The 25,053-nt window shown below is 69.2% G+C and carries 20 protein-coding genes; 16 read left to right on the plus strand and 4 right to left on the minus strand.

Annotated elements, in window-relative coordinates; translation table 11 throughout:
- The first annotated feature begins 89 nt into the window (after window positions 1-89).
- The 3 genes from F0U63_RS24140 to F0U63_RS24150 all read left to right on the plus strand — a co-directional run bounded on the left by F0U63_RS24140 (window position 90) and on the right by F0U63_RS24150 (window position 4,332).
- On the plus strand, window positions 90-1,712 hold the full coding sequence (locus tag F0U63_RS24140) for a DUF1800 domain-containing protein (RefSeq protein WP_395848261.1): 1,623 nt from the start codon (window positions 90-92) through the stop codon (window positions 1,710-1,712).
- Between the two features lie 11 nt (window positions 1,713-1,723).
- The gene (locus tag F0U63_RS24145; protein WP_395848262.1) at window positions 1,724-2,959 is read left to right on the plus strand and encodes a DUF1501 domain-containing protein; all 1,236 of its coding nucleotides are present in this window, start codon (window positions 1,724-1,726) and stop codon (window positions 2,957-2,959) included.
- Window positions 2,960-3,117: 158 nt separating this feature from the next.
- Window positions 3,118-4,332 carry a M23 family metallopeptidase gene (locus F0U63_RS24150; RefSeq protein WP_395848263.1) on the plus strand — a complete coding sequence of 405 codons (1,215 nt, stop codon included), beginning with the start codon at window positions 3,118-3,120 and terminating at the stop codon, window positions 4,330-4,332.
- Between the two features lie 132 nt (window positions 4,333-4,464).
- Here F0U63_RS24150 and F0U63_RS24155 read toward each other — a convergent pair whose 3' ends face one another.
- The gene (locus tag F0U63_RS24155) at window positions 4,465-6,435 is read right to left on the minus strand and encodes a TIM44-like domain-containing protein (RefSeq protein WP_395848264.1); all 1,971 of its coding nucleotides are present in this window, start codon (window positions 6,433-6,435) and stop codon (window positions 4,465-4,467) included.
- 104 nt (window positions 6,436-6,539) lie between these two features.
- Here F0U63_RS24155 and F0U63_RS24160 point away from each other — a divergent pair, with 104 nt between their 5' ends.
- The gene (locus F0U63_RS24160; RefSeq protein ID WP_395848265.1) at window positions 6,540-7,316 is read left to right on the plus strand and encodes an enoyl-CoA hydratase-related protein; all 777 of its coding nucleotides are present in this window, start codon (window positions 6,540-6,542) and stop codon (window positions 7,314-7,316) included.
- Between the two features lie 21 nt (window positions 7,317-7,337).
- On the opposite strand, the gene F0U63_RS24165 is transcribed toward F0U63_RS24160, so the two are convergent.
- Together F0U63_RS24165 and F0U63_RS24170 are read right to left on the minus strand one after the other, a co-directional pair.
- Complete coding sequence (locus F0U63_RS24165) at window positions 7,338-8,069, minus strand: class I SAM-dependent methyltransferase (RefSeq protein ID WP_395848266.1); 732 nt, start codon at window positions 8,067-8,069, stop codon at window positions 7,338-7,340.
- A gap of 181 nt (window positions 8,070-8,250) precedes the next feature.
- Complete coding sequence (locus tag F0U63_RS24170) at window positions 8,251-9,891, minus strand: LysM peptidoglycan-binding domain-containing protein (protein ID WP_395848267.1); 1,641 nt, start codon at window positions 9,889-9,891, stop codon at window positions 8,251-8,253.
- A 176-nt stretch (window positions 9,892-10,067) separates the two neighbouring features.
- Between F0U63_RS24170 and F0U63_RS24175 the strand changes: the two genes are divergently transcribed.
- The 7 genes from F0U63_RS24175 to F0U63_RS24205 all read left to right on the plus strand — a co-directional run bounded on the left by F0U63_RS24175 (window position 10,068) and on the right by F0U63_RS24205 (window position 18,182).
- Window positions 10,068-11,090, plus strand: a complete 1,023-nt coding sequence (locus F0U63_RS24175; RefSeq protein ID WP_395848268.1) for a hypothetical protein — start codon at window positions 10,068-10,070, stop codon at window positions 11,088-11,090.
- 89 nt (window positions 11,091-11,179) lie between these two features.
- On the plus strand, window positions 11,180-13,978 hold the full coding sequence (locus tag F0U63_RS24180) for a M28 family peptidase (RefSeq protein ID WP_395848269.1): 2,799 nt from the start codon (window positions 11,180-11,182) through the stop codon (window positions 13,976-13,978).
- A 162-nt stretch (window positions 13,979-14,140) separates the two neighbouring features.
- Window positions 14,141-14,677, plus strand: a complete 537-nt coding sequence (locus tag F0U63_RS24185; protein WP_395848270.1) for a YceI family protein — start codon at window positions 14,141-14,143, stop codon at window positions 14,675-14,677.
- Window positions 14,678-14,690: 13 nt separating this feature from the next.
- A complete protein-coding gene (locus F0U63_RS24190; protein WP_395848271.1) occupies window positions 14,691-15,860 on the plus strand; it encodes a hypothetical protein in 1,170 nt (389 codons plus the stop codon).
- A gap of 29 nt (window positions 15,861-15,889) precedes the next feature.
- A complete protein-coding gene (locus tag F0U63_RS24195; protein ID WP_395848272.1) occupies window positions 15,890-16,357 on the plus strand; it encodes a hypothetical protein in 468 nt (155 codons plus the stop codon).
- Between the two features lie 89 nt (window positions 16,358-16,446).
- Window positions 16,447-16,911 (plus strand): peroxiredoxin, encoded by a 465-nt coding sequence (locus F0U63_RS24200; protein ID WP_395848273.1) that lies wholly within the window; start codon window positions 16,447-16,449, stop codon window positions 16,909-16,911.
- Window positions 16,912-16,970: 59 nt separating this feature from the next.
- Window positions 16,971-18,182 carry a hypothetical protein gene (locus F0U63_RS24205; protein ID WP_395848274.1) on the plus strand — a complete coding sequence of 404 codons (1,212 nt, stop codon included), beginning with the start codon at window positions 16,971-16,973 and terminating at the stop codon, window positions 18,180-18,182.
- A gap of 91 nt (window positions 18,183-18,273) precedes the next feature.
- Here the strand turns inward: F0U63_RS24205 and F0U63_RS24210 are convergent, their stop codons facing one another.
- Entirely contained in the window at window positions 18,274-18,618 is a 345-nt protein-coding gene (locus tag F0U63_RS24210; protein WP_395848275.1) for a YtxH domain-containing protein, read from the minus strand.
- Between the two features lie 199 nt (window positions 18,619-18,817).
- Between F0U63_RS24210 and F0U63_RS24215 the strand changes: the two genes are divergently transcribed.
- The 5 genes from F0U63_RS24215 to der all read left to right on the plus strand — a co-directional run bounded on the left by F0U63_RS24215 (window position 18,818) and on the right by der (window position 24,987).
- The gene (locus F0U63_RS24215) at window positions 18,818-20,347 is read left to right on the plus strand and encodes an acyl-CoA carboxylase subunit beta (RefSeq protein WP_395848276.1); all 1,530 of its coding nucleotides are present in this window, start codon (window positions 18,818-18,820) and stop codon (window positions 20,345-20,347) included.
- A gap of 36 nt (window positions 20,348-20,383) precedes the next feature.
- The gene (locus F0U63_RS24220; protein WP_395848277.1) at window positions 20,384-21,529 is read left to right on the plus strand and encodes an acyl-CoA dehydrogenase family protein; all 1,146 of its coding nucleotides are present in this window, start codon (window positions 20,384-20,386) and stop codon (window positions 21,527-21,529) included.
- Between the two features lie 11 nt (window positions 21,530-21,540).
- On the plus strand, window positions 21,541-22,308 hold the full coding sequence (gene rnc / locus F0U63_RS24225; protein WP_395848278.1) for a ribonuclease III: 768 nt from the start codon (window positions 21,541-21,543) through the stop codon (window positions 22,306-22,308).
- A 181-nt stretch (window positions 22,309-22,489) separates the two neighbouring features.
- The gene (era, locus tag F0U63_RS24230) at window positions 22,490-23,431 is read left to right on the plus strand and encodes a GTPase Era (protein ID WP_095987632.1); all 942 of its coding nucleotides are present in this window, start codon (window positions 22,490-22,492) and stop codon (window positions 23,429-23,431) included.
- Between the two features lie 8 nt (window positions 23,432-23,439).
- Entirely contained in the window at window positions 23,440-24,987 is a 1,548-nt protein-coding gene (der, locus tag F0U63_RS24235) for a ribosome biogenesis GTPase Der (RefSeq protein ID WP_395848279.1), read from the plus strand.
- Window positions 24,988-25,053 lie beyond the last annotated feature (66 nt).

Raw genomic sequence — 25,053 nt, forward strand, 5'->3', positions numbered from 1 at the left:
CCCAGGTGGTTGGACGACGTCCTCGGGTTTCATTGGCGGAGCAATCAACCTGGGGCCTCTCTGTGGTGTGATGACGGAGGATGACTGCCATGTCCCGAGCCCTCCTGTGGAGCCTCCTGGGCCTGCTGACCCTGCCGGGGTGTGCGTCCGGCCCCCGGGAGCGAGCGACGACGCCCCCGCGCCTCACGTGGCCCGCCACCGGGTGGAGCGCGGACAAGCGGGCCCTGCACGTGCTGCGGCGGCTGGCTTTCGGGCCCTCGCCCCGGGACTGGGAGGAGGTGCGCCGCGTGGGCGTCGCGTCCTGGGTGGAGCGGCAGCTATGGCCCGAGCACATCCCCGACGAGGCCGTGGAGCGCCAGTTGGCAACCCTGCCAACGGTGACCTTCGGCATGAAGGAGCTGAGGGAGCGCTATCCGCTGCTCCAGGATCATGCGCGGGAGCTGGGGATCCGGCTGGAGACGCAGGAGGATCGGGATCGGCTCACGGAGATGCTGGGAGCGGACATGTTGCCCGGACGCGTGGACCAGGAGCTGCGCACCCAGAAGCTCTTGCGCGCGGTGGACGGCCAGCGCCAGTTGCAGGAGGTGCTGGTGGACTTCTGGTTCAACCACTTCAACGTGTCGGTGGACAAGGGGCCGGTGCGCTGGATGGTGATGTCCTTCGAGCGCGATGCGCTGCGGCCCCACGTCTTCGGGCGCTTCCGCGAGCTGTTGGCGGCCACCGCGCGCCACCCCGCCATGCTCTTCTACCTGGACAACTGGCGCAGCGCGAGCGAGGGCCCCGCGTCGGGCAAGGGCGGGGGCAAGAAGGTGTCCACCGGACTCAACGAGAACTATGCCCGGGAGCTGCTGGAGCTGCACACGCTCGGGGTGGATGGCGGCTACTCGCAACAGGATGTGCGCGAGGTGGCGCGGGCCTTCACGGGCTGGACGATCGACGAACCCGATCGCGCGCCCGTCTTCGCCTTCCAGCCCGCCATGCACGACGTTGGAGACAAGCACGTGCTCGGCGTGGCGCTGCCCGCGGGGGGAGGACAGGAGGATGGGGAGCGGGTGTTGGACATCCTCGCGCGCCACCCCGCCACCGCGCGCTTCATCGCCACGAAGCTGGCGCGCAAGTTCGTGTCGGAAGCACCGCCCCCTGCACTGGTGGAGCGGTTGGCCCAGGTGTTCCTGCGCACCGAGGGGGACTTGCGCGCCGTGTACTCGGCCCTCTTCACCTCGCCCGAGTTCTGGTCCGACGAGGCCCTGGGCTCGCTGACCAAGACGCCTCTGGAGTTGGTGGTCTCCAGCCTTCGCGCCCTGGGGGCCCGGACGGATGGCGGGCCGGCGCTCTCCCGCGTGGTGGAGCGCATGGGCCAGTCCCTCTATCGCGCCCCCGCGCCCACGGGCTTCCCGGAACACGCGGCCCCCTGGGTGAATACCGGCGCCCTCGTGCAGCGCATCAACTTCGCCCTCGATCTCTCCGGGGGCAGGATAAAGGGCACCCGCGTGGAGTTCCCCTGGGGATGGGCCTTGCCTCCCGCGAACGTGGCGGTGCTCCTGGACTCGCTCGCCCCCCGGCTCCTCTTCGAGCCCCTGTCCGCCGAGACCCGCGCCACGTTGCTCTCCGCGCTCGCGCCCGATTCCATGCCGGATGGGGAGCTGCGGCCCCTGGACGTCCGCCGCGCGGCGGGCCTGCTGCTCGGCTCCCCCGAATTCCAGAAGCAGTGAGGTCAACCGCCATGCCGCACCTGTCGCGCCGTCTGCTGCTCCAGGCCTCGGGCCTGTCCCTGCTGGGCCTGGCCTCCGCGCCCCCCTTCCTCGCCCGCGCCGCGCAGCAGGTGCCCGGAGGCGGGCGCCGGGTGCTCGTCACGCTCTTCTTGCGCGGAGGGGCGGATGGGCTCTCGCTGGTGGCTCCGGTGGGGGACGCGGACTATGTCCGGCTGCGGCCCACGATCGCGCTGCGCGCCACGGGGGAGCACGCCGCGCGGCGCCTGGATGACACCTTCGGGCTGCACCCGGGGCTCGCCGCGCTGATGCCCCAGTGGAGCGACGGCACGCTCGCGGTGGTGCACGCGGTGGGGCTGCCCCAGGCGATGCGCAGCCACTTCGACGCCCAGGACTTCGTCGAGACCGGGACGCCCGGGGTGAAGTCCACCCACGAGGGCTACCTCAACCGCGTGCTGGCACAGCTCCCCGCGGAGCCGGCGAGTGCCTTTCGCGCCGTGGCGATACAGGACACCCTGCCGCTAGCGCTCGCGGGCACGGCTCCGGCCCTGGCGCTGGAGGCCCTGGCGGACTTCCGGCTGCGCGAGCCCCAACGCGGCGCCACCTTCGCGTCCCTCTATGCCGGAGCGGTGGACGAGGCCCTGCGCACCACGGGCGCCGAGGCGAGCGCGGCGCTCGCGCGGGTGCGGGATGACGGCCTGGCGGACCTGCCCCCGGCGAACGGAGCGGCCTATCCCCGCTCGCCGCTGGGCAAGCGGCTGCAGGACATCGCGCGGCTCATCCGCGCGGACGTGGGGCTCCAGGTGGCCGCCACCGAGATGGGGGGCTGGGACACGCACATGGCGCAGGGCATCACGACGGGCCACTTCGCCTCGCGGGCCCGGGAGCTCGGCGAGGCCCTGGGGGCGTTCGTCCAGGACCTGGGGCCGCGGTGGAGCGACGTGCTCGTGGTGGTGATGACGGAGTTCGGCCGCACGGTGAAGGAGAACGGCAGCCGGGGCACGGACCATGGCACGGGGAGCGCGATGCTGGTGCTCGGCGGCGGCGTGCGCGGAGGGCGCGTGGTGGGGCCGTGGAAGGGACTCGCGCCCGAGCACCTGTTGGACGGGCGGGACGTGCCCTCGCTCACGGACTTCCGCGTCGTGCTCTCCGAGGCGCTGGAGGGACACCTGGGCGTGCGCTCCCTGGCGTCCGTGTTCCCGGGCTTCCAGTTGAGGCCCGAGGCGCGGCTGAGCTTGCTGCGCGGGTGACGGGGCTTCCGGGGAGGCGGCCTCAAGAGTGCATCACCTCTTCAATCGGCAGTGCCTGCTGGGGTTTCTCCGCTGTTTTCCTTTCTGTCACTCTGCAAACCCGGATAATCGCAGCGACATGCAGGCGGTACGCACCACCGCGCCGAGGGAGAAAGCAGATGTCGATCAGGCCACGCGGCGGCCGGCATTCATGGGGCTCGATGTTGTTGGCGGTCATCACGAGCCAAACGGCGGTCGCCGCGGCGAGCGGCGATCCAGCGGAGGGTTGCCAGAAGGTCGGACGGTCTCTGGCGGCCAGTTCGGTCTTCCTGGGTGACACCTCCGTCTTTCCGCCGCCACAGCTCGAAATCCGCACGCCGTTCGAGCCCACGTCCTTCCCCAGTGCGGGCCGCAATTACCTGATCTACGAATTGCGCCTGCAGAACTTCTCGGACGCCGCCATGAAGATCCGCGCCGTTGACGTGCTCGATGCGGACACTCCGGCCGAGAAGCCGATACTGGAGTTCAAAGCGCAGCAGCTCCATTCGCTGTTGCAACCAGTTGGCGGCCAAGCCCCCTCCAGTGGAGCGGATGACGGGTTCCAGTTGGCTGGCGGTAGTTCCGCGGTCGCCTTCTTTTGCCTGGCGTTCGATGAGGGCGCACCGGTTCCGCGCAAGCTGCGTCACAGCGTTTTCCTGGAAAACGCCGTGGTCAGCAGCCCGGACATCGGCACCGCGCATACGCCGCTACGTGTGCTGGCACCGCCCGTGTCGGGGACGGATTGGATTGCCGCGAACGGTCCCAGCAACGACTCCCACCATCGGCTGGGCCTGTTCGTCGCCGGTGGTGTCGCGCAGATTTCCCGCCGTTACGCCATCGACTGGAAGCAGATCCGGGAAAACGCCTCCTTCTCCGGTGATGCGCGCGATGTCCACGCGTACCATGCCTATGGTCAGCAAGTGCTGGCCGTGGCCGATGGCACGGTCGTCAGCACCCAGGATGGCCTTCCGGACAATACTCCCCGCACCGCCGCGGGATTCAGTACGGCCGTGCCCATCACCATGGAAACAGCCGCGGGCAACAGCGTCGTCCTCGACCTGGGCGGTAGGCAGTTCGCGTACTACGCTCACCTGCAGGCGGGCAGCCTGCGCGTGAAAAAGGGAGATCGTGTGAGGCGCGGCCAGGTGTTGGCGCGAATCGGCAACTCGGGCGATGCTCGCGAACCGCATCTCCATTTCCAGCTGGCGACCGCACCGGACCTCATGGCGGCTGAAGGCATCCCTTACCTGATCGACCAATACGTGGTTGACACCGGAAAGAACCGGGACAAACGCACACGTGAACTTCCAGTGCGGGGAATGCTGATCGACTTCAATCAGCCGCGATCGAAATAGCGCGTTCGCGTCGAAGTGCTTGCCATTCGCGCGTCTTCGCAAAGGCCGACGCCACCACGCCAGGGCAGGGTGGACACATCGGGCGGCACGAGCCCCATCCCTTGTCCGCCAAGAGACGGGGCCCGCCCTCCGTCAGTGGTCGCTGAGCAGCGCCGCGAGCTTGTCCTGCAAGCCCAGGTGGCTGGCAGCGAACTCCAGCATCCGCCGCTCCTTGCGATCGATGCGTCCGTCCACGAGCGCCATGTCCACGAGGTTGCGCAGGAAGACCTCGGCCTCGGGGGTGCCGCGCTGCACCAGCCGGGTGAACAGCGACGGCCCCGCGTTGATGGCCATCTCCACGTTGCTCCAGGGCACGCTCCAGCGGCGCGCGCAGTCCTCCAGCAGCTTGCGCTCGGTGCGATCCACCTGCCCATCCGCGCTGGCGAGCGCGGCCATCATGTAGAGCAGCCGCTGACGCTCCTGGGGATCCGTGATGACGTCATCCCCGTGCTTGGGCGCGGGCGCGGGTTCGGGCTCCACCGGCGTCACGCCCTCGAGCGGGATGGCGTGCCGGGGCCGGGGAGGCAACGCGTCGAAGCGCCGCTGCTCGCGGACGTTCCACGACTCGTAGGGGTCGGCGGAGGCCAGCACCCAGTCGCGCTCGCCGCGGCCCAGCTCCGTGCCGCAGTAGTCGCAGGAGATGGCGGCCGAGTCCGTCAGGGCCGCGTTGCACTGGGGGCAGCGCGAGGTGGACATGCCGTTGTCCGTGTTGGTGCGCGCGCCATGCTTGCGCACGAGCGTGAACACCCAGCGCTGGGGCACGGTGGGCAGAGCGGGGGGCTTGCTGCCCACGGGCCCCTGGCCCATGCGCGCGCTCCAGCGCACCTCGACGTGGGCCTGATCGAACCCGCCCGGCACCACGTCGAAGCCCCGGGTGGTGACACCGCCCACGGCGCACTCGAGGAACACCCGGCGCAGGCGCCGCTGCCGCAACTGCTCCGTGTCCTCGTTCAGCCGGGAGACGAACTCGGGCGCCGCCACCTTGTTCAGGCCCTGGGTGTTGGAGCGGCTCTGGGCGTCCACCCACTTCCAGAACAGCAGCGAGGCGCGGTCCTCGAGGATCTGCAGGTTGAGGGCGGGATCCGACTCGCGCGCGTCGAGCAGGTGGTCCACCTGGGCGTAGTGGCGCACGTACTCCATGCCCTGGGTGATCTCCGAGAGCGTCCAGTCGTAGTTGCCCGAGTTGACGATGGCGTCGCAGTAGCCGCAGCGGTTGGTGGCGCCGCCATTGTACGGGGCGCCGCAGTTGGGGCACTTGCCCTGGAAGAGATCCTCGCCGATGCGCGTCTGCACCCCGGGCTTGCGCACGAAGGACCAGACCTCGGTGAAGACCTCGGGGGGCACACGCCGGGCAGCGGCGATGGCCTCCTCGTCCGAGGCCGAGGCGGGCACGTCGTTGTCGCGCATCTGGGCGCGCACGCGCAGGTGCACGGTGTCGAACCACTTGCTCTGATCGAGCCCGATGAGCTGCACGTCCAGCACCTGGATGTCGGTGATGGCGTCGCGCACCCCCTGGGCGTGCATGAGCCGCAACTGCACGTCGAAGCGCTGGGCGGTGGCGTCCGAGAGGAAGGGGCGCACGGGGGACATGTCGCGCCGGAACCAGGCGTCCTGCAGCTGGAGGAAGAGCTGGCGCGTCTTGTCGAGCAGGGGTTGCAGCTCGAACTGGGGATCCTTGAGGCGCAGCGCGTTGACCCAGCCCTGCACGTCCCGGGAGGAGAAGGTGGTGCGGTACTCGGCCTCGCGCTGCTGGAGCGCGCGCTGGGTGGCGCCCGTGGGGTGGAGGTTCTTGCGGTAGAAGTGCCAGCCCACCCAGCACAGCGCGAAGAGCGGCAGCATGATGTGTGGGTAGCGGAAGGTGAACCGCACGAGCTCGAAGATGAGCCAGATGGGAATACCGCCGCCCCCACCGCCATCCGAGTCATGGTCCCGGGAGGGGGCGGTGTAGTGCTCACCCCCTCCGCCACGGGCATCGGCCACGAGGGGAAGGAGCAACAGGGGCCCGAGGCTCGCGAGGAGCCAGGGAGCCCGGCGGACGAGGGAGCTGGGGAGCGCGGTTCGCATCACCCCTCACTCTAACCGTTTCCGCCTTGTCAGGTCCGAGGACTCGCCGCAGGCTGGCGGCCGAGTGGCGGCCCGGTGGAGGGCCGGTCTTCAGGGAGGGGTACATGGCGGAGTTCAAGGTCGACGCACGCGGGCCCATAGAGATCTGGACCATTGACGGCGAGGGGCGGCGCAACGCCATCAGCCGGGCGATGCGCGCGGAGCTGGAGGCGCTGGTGGACCGGGTGTCGCGGGGGCACGACACGCGCGCGGTGATCATCACCGGAGCGGGGGACAAGGCGTTCTGCGCGGGGGCGGACCTCAAGGAGCGCAGCACCATGAGCGAGCCCGAGGTACGCGCCTTCCTGGACGGGTTGCGGCGCACCCTCCGGGCGATCGAGAAGAGCGATTGCGTGTTCATCGCGGCGCTCAACGGGGCGGCGTTCGGCGGGGGCACGGAGCTGGCGCTCGCGTGTGACCTGCGGGTGGCGGCGCCCGCGGCCGAGCTGGGGCTCACCGAGGTGAAGCTGGGCATCATCCCCGGCGGAGGCGGAACGCAGCGGCTCACGCGGCTGGTGGGCCCCGGGCGGGCCAAGGATCTCATCCTCACCGGGCGGCGGCTCAACGCGGCCGAGGCCTTCAGCATCGGGCTGGTGGGCCGGCTGGCACCCGAGGGGCACCTGCTGGACACGGCGTATTCGCTCGCGGAGAGCATCGTGGAGAACGCGCCCCTGGCGGTGGCCACGGCCAAGCACGCCATCGACGAGGGCGTGTCGCTGGAGCTGGACGAGGCGCTCGCGCTGGAGCTGCGGCACTACGAGACGGTGCTCGCCACCGAGGACCGGCTCGAGGGCCTCAAGGCCTTCGCCGAGAAGCGCAAGCCCGTCTACAAGGGCCGCTGAGACGCGCGCGCACCCGGGGTCTCAGCTCGCGGCCCCGGGCTCGAAGCGCGCGAGGAAGACCTTGTACTGGAGCGAGACGAAGATCGGACGTGGAGCCACCAGTCCCACCTTGGCGAACATCGCGAACAGGGCGGCATCGGACTCGATGGGCCGCATCTTGGAGAAGGCCTGGCGCCGATGCTCCAGCGACTCCGGGGGGAGGCCATACGCCCGCCAGCGCCGCAGCTCCACGTTCATCAGCTCGGGGTCCATGCCGACGCGGCAGCCCACGACGAGGGGTGCTCCGGGCTTGAGCCGCCGGGTCACCTCGCGCAGCAGCGCGAGGCGGGCCTCCTCGCCCTCCACGTGGTGCAGCACCCCCATCATCTGCGCGCCGTCGAACGGGGGCCCGGGGGGCAGGGTGTGCAGCTCGCCCACGTGCAGGTGCGTCCGGGAAAGCATTCCCTCGGCTTCCAGGCGGTTACGGGCGACGGCGAGCATGGCCTCGGAGGGATCGATGCCCGTGAAGCGCCAGCCCGGCACGTCGAAGCGTTGGTAGGGCATCAACTCCGCGCCCGTGCCCAGTCCCACGAAGAGCAGCGACGCGGCGTCCTGGCCGTCGAGCTGGGCGGTCAGCGCGCTGACGCCGAGCTCATACATGGCCTGGGCGCCGGCGAGGGTGACGGATGCCTGGGTGTCGTAGTGGACGGCGCGGTCGGCGCCAAAGCCCGGAACGATGTGGTGGACGGAGGGGTCGGAGTGCTGGTGGGCCATGATGCATCCTCGGTGGGCCCGCGGGAGGCGGGCGATGTGGAGGGAGGATGCGTCGGAAGCCGAAGCCGCGGGAGAGCGGGGGTTCAGGCGGGATCGGCGGGGATTTCGATCAGGCCCCACCCGGGGATGAACGCGCGGGGGCCCGAAGAGGGCTCCGGGCCCGCGCACGGAAGGCCGCCGCTCAGGCGTTGGGGCGCACCATGGCCACGTCGTAGTGGCGCCCGGTGATTTCTCCCGTGGCGGACGAGCCCGGCCGGTACAGGCCGCCGGTGCGCTCATCCACGTAGAAGCGGTTGTTGGGGTGGGTGTCCTGGCCCTTGCTGGCGTGGCGGGTGCCCGGATCGTGGAAGGTGTAGTAGGTGCGGCCCTTGTCGTCCGTGCCCCGGCCGGTGATGGTGACGAAGTGGTCCGTCAGCCCGTCCGCGTTGTAGCTGGCGTCCTTGTGGCTGACGCCCACCACCACGGGCTTGTTCACGTTGAGCTGCCGGTCGATGTAGTTGCGTCCCTCGGCGGCCTTCTGGGGGTTCACCGTGAGCCGGCCCTTGCTGTTCTCGCTGGTGCCCAGCTGGATGCGCCGATCCGGCCCCGTCACCGTGGCGCCCGCCGCCTTCGCCATGGCCGTGGCCGCCTTGAAGCACGCCGTATCGCTCGGCGTGTAGCCGTGGCCGCCCTCGAACTGGCTGAAGAAGGGCACCTTCACCTTCGCCGTCTTGCCGTCCCCGGTGGGCTTCACCCTCTCGGTCTCGGCCGGAGCCACTCCGCCCTCGCGCTCGCGCGCCAGCCGGGCCAGGGCGTCCGGGCCCTCGCTCTTGTAGCGCTCGGACACGCCTTGCTGGACCTTCTTCGAGCTGCTCGAGAAGTACACCAGCTCGCCGTTGGCGTTCTTGCGGCCGCGCTCGGCGTAGATGTCCTTGATGAGCTGCTCGTCACTCACCTTGGCGGGATCCCGCCCGGCGAGCGCGCGCTTGAAGATGTTATCGGCGGCCTTGGGCCCGTGCTGCACCGAGGTGGACCAGGCCACGTCGCGCAGCGTCTGCGAGCGCTGGTTGACGTCGAGGCCCGTGGCCTTCTTGATCTCCGCGGCGCCCACGTCGTAGTGCGTGGCCTTGATGTAGTCGTGCTGGGCCTTGTCGAAGCCCTTGGGATCTTTCGCCGCGAGCTGCTTCCAGGCGGCGGAGAACTCCTTGGTGCCGGGGGCGTGGCCGGACAGCGCGGCGTGGTAGTCCGGGTGGCTGGTGCGCAGCGAATCGACGAAGGCCTTCGCCGAGCCGTTCTTGGACGCGAACTGGTACGAGCCGTAGGACACGCCGCCGTGGTCGCCCTTGCCGGTGGAGACGGTGCCCGGGCCGCGCGCCTCGTACTTGCGGCTCAGGCTGCCCAGCTCCGCGTTGGCGGCCGGGGTGGAGGGCTTGGAGGAGGGCTTGCCGGCCGGGGCCGTTCCACCCGTCGAGCCCGAGCCGCCCGGCAGCGTGAGCTTCTGCCCGGTGGAGATCCGATCCGGATTCTGGATGTGGTTGGCCTTGGCCAGCGCCGACACCGTGGTGTGCAGGTTCTTGGCGATGTCCGACAGCGTGTCTCCGGCGCGGACCGTGTAGCCGCCCTGGGTGGGAACCTGGAGGGCGCCGTCACCGTCCCTGGGCAGGGAGGCGCGGGGCTTGCTCTCGAAGTTGTCGGGGACCTTGAGGGTCTGGCCGGCGGCGATCCTGTCCGGGTTCTTGATGCCGTTGCTCCTGGCGAGCTCGGCGACCGTGGTGTTGTAGCGCACGGCGATGGCCGACAGCGTGTCGCCCGAGCGAACCTTGTAGTTACTCACTCCCGTCATGGACCGACTCCGACTGGGCAGGCCACGTCCCCGCCGGGGCCGTGGAGATGATTTTCAGGATCATCGAACGTTTGATGAGAAAGTTTCCTCTCGATTTCTCAAAGGGACCACCCACGGAGAGAGTGGATGAGGCGATAGGCTCACCAGCCGAGCGGTCCGAAAGGGAGAACGAACCGATGGGCAACGCGATGCGTCACTGGATGGGAATCGTGGGGTGGGTGGTGGGGATGGGCGCCCTGGCGGCGGGGGCGCAGCCGGCGGGGGATGCGACGGGCGTGTACAAGAAGGCGGGCGGAAAGCTGGCCATCGTCCAGGGCGACAACGAGACGCTGGTGCACTACCAGGGCTCGTTTCCCCAGGGGGAGAGCGCGGGCACCTGCGAATGCACCCTGGTGGTGAAGAGCAAGACGGCCACGCGCTGGACGCTGGCGGGTCCGGACCTCGCGCCTGGCAAGCTGAGCCTGGCCGTGGCTCCAGGACGCTTCGTGCTGGAGGGGACGAACCCGGGTTGCTGTGGCGCCGGGTGGTCGGGCCGTGACGAGTTCTCGCGCGCCCAGGCGGCCACGCCTCCCGCGTCGTGCAAGGTGAGCGCGCCTCGCGTGTACTTCCAGGCCACGGACGAGGGGAACACCCAGCGCAAGGCGTACGTGGTGCAAGGCGACACGGTGGAGGCCTATCTCCCCGCCACCGAGCCGGACCTGGTGCCCGCGCGCTTCAAGGGAAAGAAGACGACGGCGGGATTGCTCCAGCGCACCCAGCTCGAGTGCGCGGCCGCTCCGGCCGCCGCGGCCCCGCCCGCGGTGAAGGCCGAGCAACTCCAGCCGCTCGCGGGCAAGTGGGTGGAGCTCACGAAGAAGGGCAAGGGCTACGTCATCTTCAAGCCCTGCTCGGCCGAGACCCGTGCCTTCACCCTCCAGCCGGACGGCGCGCGGATGGAGATCCAGCTCGGGCAGGAGAGCACGAGCGTCCGGGTGACGAAGCTTGAGCCCGGCGCGGGCACCGGGGCCTACGTGTTGGAGCTCACCCCCGAGGGTGGCCAGGGCGAGCAGGTGGAGTGGAAGGTGACGGACGCGGCCAAGGGCATCGTGTCACTCACCAGTCCCGAGCTCTTCGCCCGGAGCCACACCTACGTGCGCGACGCGAAGAAGGGCGCGTTCCGCGTGGACGCCGAGAAGAACTGCGAGAGCGAGCACGACTGAGCCCGCGGTGCGGCGTTCACGCGCCGAATTCGCTCGACATGTCCGGAGGGGTTGATATTGATAATCAAAATCAACTTCCAGGCTCTCGAATGAAAAGACTCTCCCTCGGCGTCCTGTTCTTCCTGGGCTGTGCCCATGCGCCTTCCGCGCCCGCGCCGTCCAGCGAGACCCCGTCCACTCCGCCCAAGGCGCTTCCCGCGCGGGAAGGGGAGGGGCACCTGGGCTCGCTGCGGCAGCTCACCTTCGCGGGGGAGAACGCCGAGGCGTACTGGGCCTTCTCGGGCGAGGCGCTCACCTTCCAGGCCCGGCTCGAGGGGCAGCAGTGCGATCGCATCTACTGGCTGGATGCGAAGACGGGCGCGACGCGGCCCATCTCCAGCGGCGAGGGCGTCACCACGTGTGCCTATGCGCTGCCGGGAGATGACGAGGTCATCTACGCCTCGACGCACGAGGCCGGTGCCGCCTGTCCGCCCAAGCCCGACATGAGCAAGGGCTACGTATGGCCGCTCTACGAGGGCTACGACATCTACAAGGCCCGGGCGGATGGCTCGGATCGGCGGCCCCTCACGCGCACGCCGGGCTACGACGCCGAGGCGACGGTGTGCCCGAAGGATGGCTCCATCGTCTTCACGTCCGTGCGTGATGGGGACCTGGAGCTGTACCGGATGGACGCGGACGGGGGGAACGTGAAGCGGCTCACCTCCACGCCCGGCTACGACGGCGGCGCCTTCTTCAACCGCGATTGCACGAAGATCGTCTGGCGCGCGTCGCGGCCCGCGCCGGGCAAGGAGCTGGAGGACTATCAGGCGCTGCTGGCCCAGGGGCTCGTGCGGCCCACGAAGCTGGAGCTCTATGTCGCCGACGCGGATGGCTCCAACCCCACGCAGATCACCTACCTGAACGTGGCCTCCTTCGCTCCGTCCTGGCACCCCACGCGCGAGCGCATCCTCTTCTCCACCAACTACCCGAACGCTCGCGGGCGGGAGTTCGACATCTGGGCGGTGAACGTGGACGGCTCGGGCCTGGAGCGCATCACCACCGCGCCCGGCTTCGATGGCTTCCCGTTGTTCTCTCCGGACGGCAAGCAGCTCGCCTTCTCCTCCAACCGCGAGACGGCGCCGGGCCGCCAGGACACCAACGTCTTCATCGCCGAGTGGAACGACGACGTGCCGGCCTCCACGGCCGCGCCCCTGCCGGCGGATCGGGTGATGAAGGACGTGCGCTTCCTCGCGGCCCCCGAGCAGGGGGGCCGGGGCGTGGACACGCCGGGGCTCGAGCAGGCGGCGCGCTACCTCGAGCAGCGCTTCTCGGCGCTGGGGCTCGTGCCCGCGGGGGACAACGGCACCTTCCGCCAGCGCTTCTCCGTCACCACCGAGGTGAAGGCCGGCGCCGGCACGGCGCTGGAGCTGGGCTCGCTCCGGGCGAAGGACGAGGCGTTCCTGCCCCTGGGCTTCTCCGCCGAGGGGGACGTGAGCGGCGACGTGGTGCTCGCGGGGTATGGCGTGCGCGCGAAGGAGCTGGGCGTGGATGACTACGCGGGGCTCGCGGTGAAGGGGAAGATCGTCGTGGTGCGGCGCTTCGTTCCCGACCAGCCCGCGTTCGCCTCGAGCGAGGCGCAGCGCCGCTATGGAGACCTGCGTCACAAGGCGTGGGTGGCGAAGGAGGCGGGGGCGCGCGCGCTCATCGTGGTGGACTGGCCCGCGGGCGCGGCCACGGGGGCGCACGGCGCGCCCACCGAGGCCCGCCTGCCGCCGCTGCGGCCCGAGGGCGCCCAGGACGCGGGACTGCCCGCCGTCATCCTCCAGCGCGCGGGCTTCGAGCCCGTGCTCCAGCAGCTCGAGCAGAAGAAGAAGGTGCGCGGCCGCGTCGTGGTGCGGCTCGACAAGGTGCAGAAGGACGCGTGGAACCTCGTGGGTAGGCTGCCCGCGGCGGCTCCCGAGGCGCGCGCGGCCTCCGGCGTGGTGGTGGTGGGCGCGCACTATGACCATCTGGGCACGGGCGGACGGGGCTCGCTGGCGCCCGACAGCCACGAGCCGCACCTGGGCGCGGATGACAACGCGTCGGGCGTGGCGGGCCTGCTGGAGGCGGCGCGGCTGCTCGCGGCGAAGCGGGAGCGGTTGCAGCGGGACGTCTACTTCACGGCCTTCTCGGGCGAGGAGCTGGGCGTGCTGGGCTCCACCGCGTGGACGCGCTCGCCGCCTGCGGGGCTCGCGATGAAGGACGTGGTGGGGATGATCAACCTCGACATGGTGGGCCGGCTGCGCAACAACCACCTGGCGGTGCTGGGAGTGGAGTCCGGCCAGGAGTGGCGTGACGTGCTCGCGCCCGCGTGCGCCCTGGCCCGCGTGCAGTGCGATGGCTCGGGGGATGGGTATGGGCCGTCGGACCACACGCCGTTCTACGCGGCGGGTGTTCCGGTGCTGCACTTCTTCACGGGCGCTCACGGCGACTATCACAAGCCGTCCGACAGCGCGTCGCGCATCAACGCGGCGGGGCTCGCGCAGGTGGGGCTCATCGTGTCCGAGGTCGCCGCCGAGGTGAGCGCGAGGCCCGGGCGTCTCACCTATCGCAACGTGCCCGCGCCCGCGCCCGCCGGGGACATGCGCTCGTTCAACGCCTCGCTTGGCACCGTGCCGGACTATGCGCCCCCCGAGGGCACACGCGGAGTGCTGCTCGCGGGTGTGCGGCCGGGTGGGGGAGCGGACAAGGGCGGCATGAAGCGGGGGGATGTGCTCATCCGGCTCGGCACCCACGACGTGGGGAGCGTGGAGGATTTGATGTACGCGCTCAATGCCTCCAAGCCCGGCGAGACCGTCACCGCCGTCGTCCTGCGCGAGGGCCAGGAGGTGAAGCTGTCCGTGACGTTCCAGGAGAGCCAGCGACGCTGAGTTGTTGGAAAATCGTCGTGCGGTGTCTTGGTGATGTGCGACGCGATGATGTCCGTGGATTTCGCGGACCCGCCCACGAGGGTGATGGGGGTTCCCTATCGCCCTTGAAGCGTCTATGACGTTTGGCGTCAAGTTCCAGTCAACCCGATGGGAGTGTGCTGAATGAGATCCAAGATCCTGTTGACTCTGATGATGTTGGTGGCGACCCCCGTGCTCGCGGATTTGGAGCGCAGTGGACCCGCGAGCGCGACGTTCTCCGGCAAGGGGCCGGCTGGCTTCAAGCTGGAGGGGAAGACCGAGGAGGTGACCCTCAAGGACGATGGCAAGACGGTGGTCATCTCCGTGCCGCTGGCGACGCTCAAGACAGGCATTGATCTGCGCGACCGTCACATGCGCGAGAAGTACCTCGAGGTGGAGAAGTTCCCGCACGCGGTGCTGGAGGTGCTCTGGACCGCCATCCAGTTGCCGGAGGATGGGAAGACGACCACCCAGACGGTGCCGGGGAAGATGACCCTGCACGGCAAGACGAAGGACGTGTCCGTCACCTACACCCTCAAGCGCACGGGGGATGCCTACGAGGCGAGTGGCAAGCTGCCCCTCAACCTCAAGGACTTCGACATCATCCTGCCGAACTACCTGGGCGTGACGGTCAAGCCCGACATCGAGACGCTCACCTCGTTCCAGTTCAAGAAGAAGTAGGAATCGCTCGCCCATGCGTCAGTCTCTCGTCGTGTTGTTCCTGTTCGGACTCCTCGTGTCGCCTCGGGCCGAGGCCTACACGTGGATGATCCGCCACGGCTACTCCAGTTGCGCCGCGTGCCATGCGGACCCCTCGGGAGCTGGCCTCGTCACCGCCTACGGGCGGGCCCAGTCCGAGCTGTTGCTCGCCGCCAACTACGGCAAGGTGAAGGAGGAGGTCAGTCCCAGCACGGGCTTTCTCTTCGGCGCGGTGAACACGCCGGACTGGCTCCTGTTGGGGCTGTCCTTCCGCGGTGGCGCGCTCGTCAACCAGGCGGGGTCGGCGGACCCGACGGTGCGGCCGGTGCAGATGGCGAGCGACATCCGCGCCCAGGCCACCTTCGGCCAGTTCCGCGCCAACGCCAGCCTGGGCTTCGCGCTGCGCCGCGCGCGCCTGGCGGCCCTGACCACCACCGAGGCCAACAACGTCGTGTCGCGCGACCACTGGCTCGGCTGGGACAACGAGAACCAGACGCTGCTGGTGCGCGCGGGCCGCATCAACCTGCCGTTCGGTCTGCGCAACGTGGAGCACACCTCGTGGGTGCGTGAGCGCACGCGCACCGACACCAACGAGCACCAGCAGTACGGCCTGGCCGTCGCCTACAACGGCGAGGGCTTCCGCGGCGAGCTCATGGGCATCGCGGGCAACTTCCTGCTCAAGCCCGATGAGTACCGGGAGCGCGGCTACTCGGGCTACTTCGAGTGGTCTCCGCGGACGAACCTGGCGCTGGGGGTGAGCAGCCTCGCCACGCGCGCCGCGTATGACGTGGACTCGCGGCAGCCGGACTTCTGGCGGCAGGCGCACGGCGTCTTCGGCCGCTGGGCGGTGAACGGTCCCGTGGTGTTGCTCGGCGAGGTGGATCTGCTCGTCAACTCCTCTCGGGATCAGAGCGCGGGGCTGGGCTACACCGGCCTGCTCCAGGCGGATATCGAGCCGGTGCAGGGCCTGCACGTCATCGTCTCGGGTGAGACCCTGCGCACGGTGGGAGGCGTGGGCACCAACGTGGGCGGAAGTTTGGGACTGGCCTTCTCCTTCCTGCCCCAGGTCGAGTTGCGTGTGGATGGTGTCGTGCGGAGGTTCGCGACCGAGACGGGCGGCACCAACACCCTTTCCATTCTCAGTCAGTTGCACCTCTTGCTATGAACAACCCATCCAATCGCGGCTTGCCGCACATGCTGGCGCGTGCCGGCCTCCTGGGAGTCGTCCTGCTCGGCGCCACCGCCGCGAGGGCCACCCCCAACTTTCCGGAAGTCATCCACAACGATCTGGGACTCGCCAGCCAGCCCTCGTGCGCGGTCTGCCACCAGGGCGCTCCTGGCATGGGCACGGTGACCACACCCTTCGGCAAGTCGCTGCTCGCCCGGAAGGTCGTGCCCTATGACGTGGCCTCGTTGAGCAAGGCGCTGGCCGCGCTCGACACCGAGAAGGTGGACAGTGACAGCGACGGCACGCCGGACACGGAGGAGCTGAAGGCGGGCCGGAATCCCAACGTGAGCGACGGGAACAGTGGTCCGGGCGGGGAGCCGGGTGGAGGCAATGTGCTGCCCGAGCCCTCCTACGGGTGCGGTGTGGCGCCGGGCGCTCCGGTGGGCCTGCTGCTCGGTGGGCTGTGGCTCTTGCGCAGGCGCCGTCGGCAGTAGGCGTCCGGACGGGCCCGCCCTCATCATTCCTTTCGGCCGAGAGGGCGGGCGATTATACAGAGGGCTCCTTTTCACGCGGAGTCCTCCTCATGACGATCAAGGTTGGCGACGAAGCCCCGGACTTCAACTTCACCCACAAGAATGGGAGTCCGGCCAATCTCAAGTCCCTGCGTCAGCAGAAGGCCGTCGTTCTCTACTTCTATCCCAAGGATGACACCCCGGGGTGCACGGCCCAGGCCTGCTCCTTCCGTGATTCCTACGAGGACTTCGTCCAGGCGGGCGCCGAGGTCATCGGGGTCAGCTCCGACGACGCCTCGAAGCACGAGGCCTTCGCCGCCAGGTATCGGCTGCCCTTCACGTTGGTCAGCGACGCGGACGGCGAGCTGCGCAAGCGCTACGGTGTGCCGCGCTCGTTCCTGGGGCTGGTGCCGGGCCGGGTCACGTATGTGATCGACCGTGAGGGCATCGTCCGGCACGTCTTCAATTCCCAGCTCCAGTCCACCAAGCACATCTCCGAGGCGATGGAAGTCCTCAAGCGCCTGAGTGCCTCCTGACGGACACGCGGCGATCGCGCGGGGCTCGTTCCTGGTGGCGCTCCTGGCCGCTGGGGGCCTTGCTGCTGTCCCTGGTCCTGCATGGGGCCCTGGGTCTGCTGCTGTGGCGCGCGAGGCCCCCCTCGCTCGAGTCTCCCACCGAGGCCCGCTCCGAGCCCATCCTGCTCGAGTTCACCGAGCACGAAGCGCCTCGTGCGCCTCCTGGGGTGGAGCCTCCCGCGGTGCCGCCCCGGGAGACGCCCCACCGGCCGTCCCGGACACCTCGCGCGCAGAAGCCGGTCTCCGCGCCAGCGCCCGCCCCGGCGCCCATCGCATCGGGCCCTGCGAGCGTCCCCGAGGCACCGGATGTTCTCCAGGCGCCGGACATGCCGCGAGCGGTGCGGCTGTTTCCGGGCCCGGGAGGACTGCCGGTGGAGCAGGGGAGCGCCGCCGCGGACGAGCCCCGGGGTCACACCTGGAGACCGGGGGAGGGGCCATCGCCCGAGCAACGCCTGGCGGAGGAGCGCGAGCGGGTGCGGGGCCGGGTCCAGGGCTTGCTCGATGACGGCCTGGCCACGGTGCGTGTGGAGGGTGGCCTCGTCGACACCTACTTCAGCCAGATGGACCATGCGCTGGAGAAGGGGCTGACGGGCTCGCCGCTCTTCGACTACCAGGGAGTGCTCCGGCACTTCTTGCCCGCGCTCAATCCGCGCGGGTTGTTGGAGGGGGCCGCGCGCTACGGGGCCACGGGCAATCCGGACGACGCCACGGGGGGGCCCTCGGGGACGGAGCGGTTGGAGGACGTGGCGCGCTCGGGGACCGCGGGCGCGAGGGCTCGGCGGGCGCGCGATCCGTTGGGAGAGCTGGACAGGAGCGTGGCGGGCGCCAACACGATGTCGGTGGAGCTCGAGCTGGAGCAGTCGCCCACGGGACAGCTGTTGGGGGTGAAGTTGCTGCGAGGCTCGGGCAACCCCCTCTTCGACGCCTATGTCCTCGACAAGGTCCCCGCATCCCTGGCGGCGTTGGGCCCCGCGTCGGAGAACTTCGCCGCGAGGACCCGGGCGCCCACGGTGCGCAGCGTCTGGAATGTCGAGGGCCGCGTGAGCTTCTCGCGCACCATCAAACTGTCGAAGCTGCACACGCTCGACGCCTCGGACGCGGCCTATGTCTCGGCGCTGCTCGCGACGAGCCTGCTCGGGGGCTCCTTCGAGGAAACGCGGGGCGAGGTGACGATCCTCGACGTGCGTCGGCCCCACTTCGACATCCGGACCCGGCTGCTGCGGGTGTACTGAGGTCGAAACAAACAAAACAAAACAAAAAAGCCCGGGGGATGCCGGGTGCCGGCACCCTCCGGGCTCAGAACAATGCCTGACGCGGTGCGGCTCAGGCGTTGGCGGTCTTCTCCGGCACGTTGATGCCCTGCTTGCCGAGGTAGTCCATCGCCTTGTCCTTGACGTTGGTGCGCAGCTCCGGCCCGGTCTTGGGCGTGAGCAGCAGGGCGGCGATGCCGCCGACGGCGCAGCCGATGACGAAGGCGCCGATGCCCGCGAACGAGGAGCTGGCGGGCTTGTAGGTGGTCAGGCCCACATAGTGCAGCGCATCATCCGGATCGAAGTCCTCCCACCGGTTGCGCGCGTACTTGGGCAGATCCTTCAGGAGCTTCTTGGCGAGGAACTTCCGATACAAGTCACTCTTCGCCGCGAGCGTGGCCTTTTTCGCGAACATCATTCCGTCCTCCTCTGTCCGATGACCCAGGCAAGGCACAGAACTCCCCCACGGTAGTTCGTCCTTGGTAGGAAGAAAGGTAGGCAGGGTTGTCCGGGATGGCACCCCCCGGCGTGCGCTTGTCCACTCGGCTTCATGGCCAACGTTCGCGAGGAAGTCGGAAGCAGCCAGGCGAGCCCCTTTCTGCTATGCCCCCGGCGCCATGTCATCCGACCAGAAGCTGCTGGAAAAGCGCGCCCAGGTGGAGCGGGGCGGGGCCGAGAAGTACCACGCGAAGAACCAGGAAACGGGCAAGCTGTTCGCGCGCGAGCGCATCCGGCTCCTGGTGGACGAGGGCTCGTTCGTCGAGGACGCGAAGCTCGCCAACAACCTGGACCCGGAGTTGCCCTCGGACGGCGTCATCACGGGCCTGGGCCGGGTGGCGGGGCGTCCGGTGGCGATCATGGCCAACGACTCCACGGTGAAGGCGGGCAGTTGGGGCGCGCGCACGGTGGAGAAGATCCTCCGCATCCAGGAGACGGCGCGCAGCCTGCGCTGTCCGCTGCTCTACCTGGTGGACTCGGCGGGAGCGCGCATCACGGATCAGGTGGAGATGTTCCCCGGCCGGCGGGGCGCGGGCCGCATCTTCTACAACGAGGTGCACCTGTCCGGAGAGGTGCCGCAGGTGTGCCTGCTCTTCGGGCCCTCGGCGGCCGGCGGCGCGTACATCCCCGCGTTCTGCGATCTGGTCATCATGGTGGACGGCAACGCCTCCATGTACCTGGGCAGCCCGCGCATGGCGGAGATGGTCATCGGCGAGAAGGTGACGCTCGAGGAGATGGGCGGCGCGAAGATGCACTGCTCGGTGTCCGGCTGCGGCGACGTGCTGGTGAAGACGGAGCCGGAGGCCATCGAGGCGGCCAAGAAGTACCTCTCCTTCTTCCCGGAGAACTTCACCCAGGCGCCCCCGGTGGTGGAGGCGCGCGCGCCCAAGGTGAGTGGCAAGCGGGTGGAGGAGATCATCCCCGCGGATCAGAACAAGCCCTTCGACATGCACGCGCTCATCGCGGAGCTCATCGACGAGGGGAGCTGGTTCGAGGTGAAGAAGCTCTTCGCCCAGGAATTGATTACCGGCCTGGCGCGCATCGGGGGACGGCCGGTGGGCATCGTGGCCAACCAGCCCAAGTACAAGGGCGGCGTGCTCTTCGTGGACTCGGCGGACAAGGCGGCGCGCTTCATCTGGCTGTGTGACGCCTTCAACATCCCGCTGCTCTACCTGGCGGACGTGCCGGGGTTCATGATCGGCACCAAGGTGGAGCGCGCGGGCATCATCCGCTCGGGCGCGAAGATGATCTCCGCAGTGAGCGAGGCGAGCGTGCCGCGCATCTGCGTGGTGGTGCGCAAGGCGTATGGCGCGGGCCTGTACGCCATGAGCGGGCCGGGCTTCGCGCCGGACGCCACGCTCGCGCTGCCCCAGGCGATGATCGCGGTGATGGGGCCCGAGGCGGCCGTCAACGCCGTCTACTTCAACAAGATCCAGGACAAGCCCGAGGCCGAGCGCGCCGCCTACGTGCAGCAGCTGCGCGACGAGTACAAGGAAGACGTGGACCTGTTCAAGCTGGCGAGCGAGCTGGTGGTGGACGAGATCGTCCCGGGTGAGCGGCTGCGTCATGAATTGTTGCAGCGCTTCGAGTTGTATTCTCGCCGTTTCCAACCCCGGGCCGCCAAGAAGCACGGCGTCTACCCGGTTTGATAGCCCTCCTACCCCCCTCTGCGATACATCCCGACCATGGACTTCGAACTTCCCGAAAGCCATCGAGCTCTTCAATCTTCCCTGCGTGACTTCTGCGAGGCCAAGGTCCGTCCCTTCGCGCGCGAGTGGGACAAGGACGAGACCTTCCCGCTGGAGGTGGTGCGGGAGCTCGGCGGGCTGGGTGTGCTGGGCATGCTGGTCTCCGAGGAGTACGGCGGAGCGGCCATGGACTCGCTGGCCGTGGCGGTGGCGGTGGAGGAGATCGCCCGCTACGACGGCTCGCTCGCCCTCACGGTGGCCTCGCACAACGGCCTGGGGACGAGCCACCTGCGCGTCTTCGGCAACGACGCGCAGCGGCGCAAGTACCTGCCCAAGCTCGCGAGCGGAGAGTGGCTGGGCGCGTGGGGCCTGACCGAGCCGGGCAGCGGCTCGGACGCCGCGGGGATGAAGACGACGGCGGTGCGCCACGGCGACACGTGGGTGCTCAACGGCGCGAAGATGTTCATCACCCAGGGCACGGTGGGTGACGTGTTCGTGGTGCTGGCGGTCACCACGCCGCAGAAGAAGCAGAAGGGCATCACCGCCTTCATCCTGGAGAAGGGGATGAAGGGCTTCAGCCAGCGCTCCATCCACGGCAAGCTGGGCATGCGCTCTTCCGACACGGCGGAGCTGGTGCTCGAGGGCGTGGAGGTGCCGGACAGCCAGCGCCTGGGCGAGGTGGACTCGGGCTTCATCGACACGATGAAGATCCTCGACAAGGGCCGCATCACCATCGGGGCGCTGGCGGTGGGCCTGGGGCGGGGGGCGCTGGAGGAGTCGGTGCGCTACGCGCGCGAGCGCACCGCCTTCGGCCAGCCCATCTCCGAGTTCCAGGGCCTGCGCTGGATGTTCGCGGACATGAAGACGGAGCTGGACGCGGCGCGGCTCCTGGTGCACCGCGCGGCCCTGCTCGCCGACGCGGGCCGGCCCTACAGCCAGGAGGCATCCATGGCGAAGCTGTTCGCCTCCGAGGCGGCCACACGCGCCTGCAACAAGGCGGTGCAGGTCCACGGCGGCTACGGCTACACGCGCGAGTTCCCCGTCGAGCGCTACCTGCGCGACGCCAAGCTGTGTGAGATCGGCGAGGGCACGAGCGAGATCCAGCGCACCATCATCGCGCGCGAGGTCTTCAAGGGCACGTGAAGGGGCCTGGGATGACACCGCCGCTCGCCGAGCGCGTGAAGCACCTGGAGGAACGCCTGGGGGTGGTATTCCCCCGGCCGGAGCTGGCGCTCACCGCGCTCACGCACAAGAGCTGGGTCAACGAGCACCGGGGCGAGGGCTTCCAGGACAACGAGCGGCTGGAGTTCCTCGGGGACGCGGTGGTCAACCTGGCGGTGGGCCACCGGCTCATGGAGCGCTTTCCCCAGATGCGCGAAGGGGAGCTCACGCCGCTGCGTGCCCGCATCGTCAACGAGGAGGGCCTGTCGCGCATCGCGCGCCGCCTGGCGCTGGGTGAGCTGCTGCTGCTCGGACGGGGCGAGGAGCTCAGCGGGGGCCGGGACAAGAGCTCGCTCCTGGCCAACGCGCTGGAGGCGATCTTCGCCGCGCTCTACCTCGAGGCGGGCTTGGGGCCGGTGATGGGGCTGGTGGACCGGCACTTCGCCGAGGCCCTGGACGGCGTGGCGCAGGCGCTCAGCCGGCTGGACTACAAGACGAAGCTGCAGGAGACGGCCCAGGAGCAGCTCAAGGTCACGCCCCGCTACCAGTGCATCTCGGAGGCGGGCCCCGACCACGAGAAGGTCTTCGAGGTGCAGGTGTCGCTGGGGCCGGACGTGTACGCGCGCGCCACGGGCCGCAGCAAGAAGGAGGCCGAGCAGAACGCCGCCCATGCCGCCTTGAAGTGGTTGGCACGGGGGGAAAAGCCGGAACCTCCGGATTCCCCGGCGGATTCCGGTCCGAAGGAGGACAGACCGGGTTGAAACTACTTGGTCCCACTGGACGGGACGAATAAGGTCGCGCGTCGGCCCACGTTCCACCGTTGGCTCGGTAGCCCGTCCGCCCGCAATGACGCGCGGCGGGTCCGTTGTTCTTGCGCTGTCCTGGGGAAGTCTCCTCGTGAGAGGGGGTTTTCCTGATCACCTTCGACCTTCGACGCTTCAGATGCCTCCTCCCACCCACCGCAGCGGTTTCGCCGCGCTCATCGGCCGTCCCAATGTGGGCAAGAGCACGCTGCTCAATCAACTGACGGGCGAGAAGCTCGCCATCGTCTCGCCCAAGCCGCAGACCACCCGCAACCGCATCCTGGGCGTGGTGACGCGGCCGGAGGGCCAGGTGGCCTTCCTCGACACCCCGGGCATCCACCAGGCCAAGGGGGAGCTCAACCGGTACATGGTGGAGGTGGCCCTGCAGGCCGCGGACGAGGTGGACCTGGTCCTCTTCGTCATCGAGCCCACGGGGACGGAGAAGCAGGAGGTGAGTCCGGGCAACCGCCACATCCTCGAGCGGCTGCAGAAGACGGGCAAGCCCACCTTCCTCGTCATCAACAAGATCGACACCATTCCCAAGCCGGTGCTCCTGCCGCTCATCGACCTGTACCGCCGGGAGTTCCCCTTCGCCGAGGTGATACCCATCTCCGCCAAGGAGGACGACGGGGTGGAGGGCCTGTTCCAGACGGTGCTGCGGCACATGCCCGAGGGCGAGCCGCTGTTTCCCGAGGACGTGCTCACGGACCAGGCGGAGAAGACGCTGGTGGCCGAGTACATCCGCGAGCAGGTGTTGCGCCACTGCCGCCAGGAGATTCCGTATTCCACGGCGGTGCTGGTGGACTTCTTCGACGAGTCCGAGCGCGAGCCGCCACCGGGCACGCCACCGGGCAAGCTCGCGGGGCTCATCCGGATTTCGGGCTCCATCTACGTGGAGCGGGACAGTCAGAAGGCCATCATCATCGGCAAGCAGGGCCAGATGTTGAAGACGATCGGTACGGACGCGCGCAAGGCCATCCAGCGGCTCTTGGGGGCGCACGTGTACCTCTCGCTCCGGGTGCGAGTGGAGCCCCGGTGGAGCGAGCGGCCCGAGGGCCTCAAGAAGCTGGGTTACGAGTAGAAAGCCACATGAAGCCTCTGGTCGCCATCGTGGGACGCCCCAACGTGGGCAAGTCCACGCTCTTCAATCGCCTCGCCCGGCGCCGCATCGCCCTGGTGGAGGACATCCCCGGAGTCACCCGCGACCGGCATTACTGGGACGTGGAGTGCGAGGGCCGGTTCATCACCATCATCGACACGGGCGGCTTCGTGCCCGGGGAGAAGGACTCGCTCCTGCAGCAGGTGCGCGAGCAGGCGCAGCTCGCGGTGGAGGAGTGTGACGCCATCGTCTTCGTGACGGACGCGCGCGCGGGGCTGACCGCGGCGGACCAGGAGGTGGCCACCTACCTGCGCCAGAGCGGCAAGCCCGTGGTGGTGGCCGCCAACAAGCTCGACAGCGAGTCGCAGCTCGTTCAGGCGCACGCCTCGGAGTTCTTCCGGCTGGGCCTGGGCGAGGTGTTCCCCATCTCCGCCGAGCATGGCCTGGGCGTGGGCACGATGATGGAGGCCGTCGTGGGCAAGCTGCCGCCCATGGACGACGAGGAACTGGCCGCCAAGGCCTTCGCCGAGACGGCGCTCGACGAGCCTGTGTCGGAAGAGGACGAGACGGCGTTCGGGTACGTGCCCGAGGGCGAGGAAGACGAGGACGGGGAAGGGGACGAGGAGGGGGAGGGCGAGGCTCCGGCGGCGATCCCCATCGGGGCGAAGAACGGAGAGGGCGAGGACGAGGAGGAGGAGCGGCCCATCCGGATCGCCATCATCGGCCGGCCCAACGTGGGCAAGAGCACCCTGGTCAACGCGCTGCTCAAGGAGAAGCGCGTGGTGGCCAGCGAGGTGCCGGGCACGACGCGGGATCCCATCGACTCGGAGCTCAAGTACAAGGACCGGCAGGTCATCCTGACGGACACCGCGGGCATCCGGCGCAAGAAGACGATCGCCCACCGGCTGGAGAAGTTCTCGGTGGTGGCGGCGCTCAAGTCCATGGAGCGCAGCGACGTGGCGGTGCTGCTGATGGACGCCACCGAGCCCGCGGTGGACCAGGACGCCAAGCTCGCGGGCCTGGCCGAGGAGAAGGGCCGCGCGCTGGTCATCGTGGTGAACAAGTGGGATCTCATCAGCACGGATCAGCGCAAGCAGGAGATCTTCCGCGAGGAGCTCAAGTACGCGCTGAAGTTCGTGCACTACGCGCCCATTGTCTTCACCTCGGCGCTCACCGGCTCCAAGGTGGAGAAGGTGCTGGAGCTGGCGGTGGAGCTGGCCGATCAGTTCCGCTACCGCTCGCCCACCCCCCAGCTCAACCGGCTGCTCAAGCACATCGAGGAGAGCCACCCGGCGCCCATCGTGGGGCGGGGGCCGCTGCGGGTGTACTACATGGCCCAGGTGGGCACAGCGCCGCCCACCTTCGCCATCACCTGCAACCGGCCCGAGGGCGTGCCGGACATGTACCGGCGCTACATCACCAACCAGTTGCGCAAGACGTTCGACTTGCGCGTCCCCATCCGCCTGCTCTTCCGCGAGCGGCCGGGACAAGAGAAGCGAGCGGCCCGCAAGAGGCCGAAGCAGACCGGGAAGCGTTAGCCGGTCCGCGTTGACACTCCGGGTGCGCGCTCCGTAGATTGCGCGCCCTTCGACCCCCGAGCAGAG

It is taken from the genome of Cystobacter fuscus (genome assembly GCF_044360685.1).
Lineage (GTDB): Bacteria > Myxococcota > Myxococcia > Myxococcales > Myxococcaceae > Cystobacter > Cystobacter fuscus_C.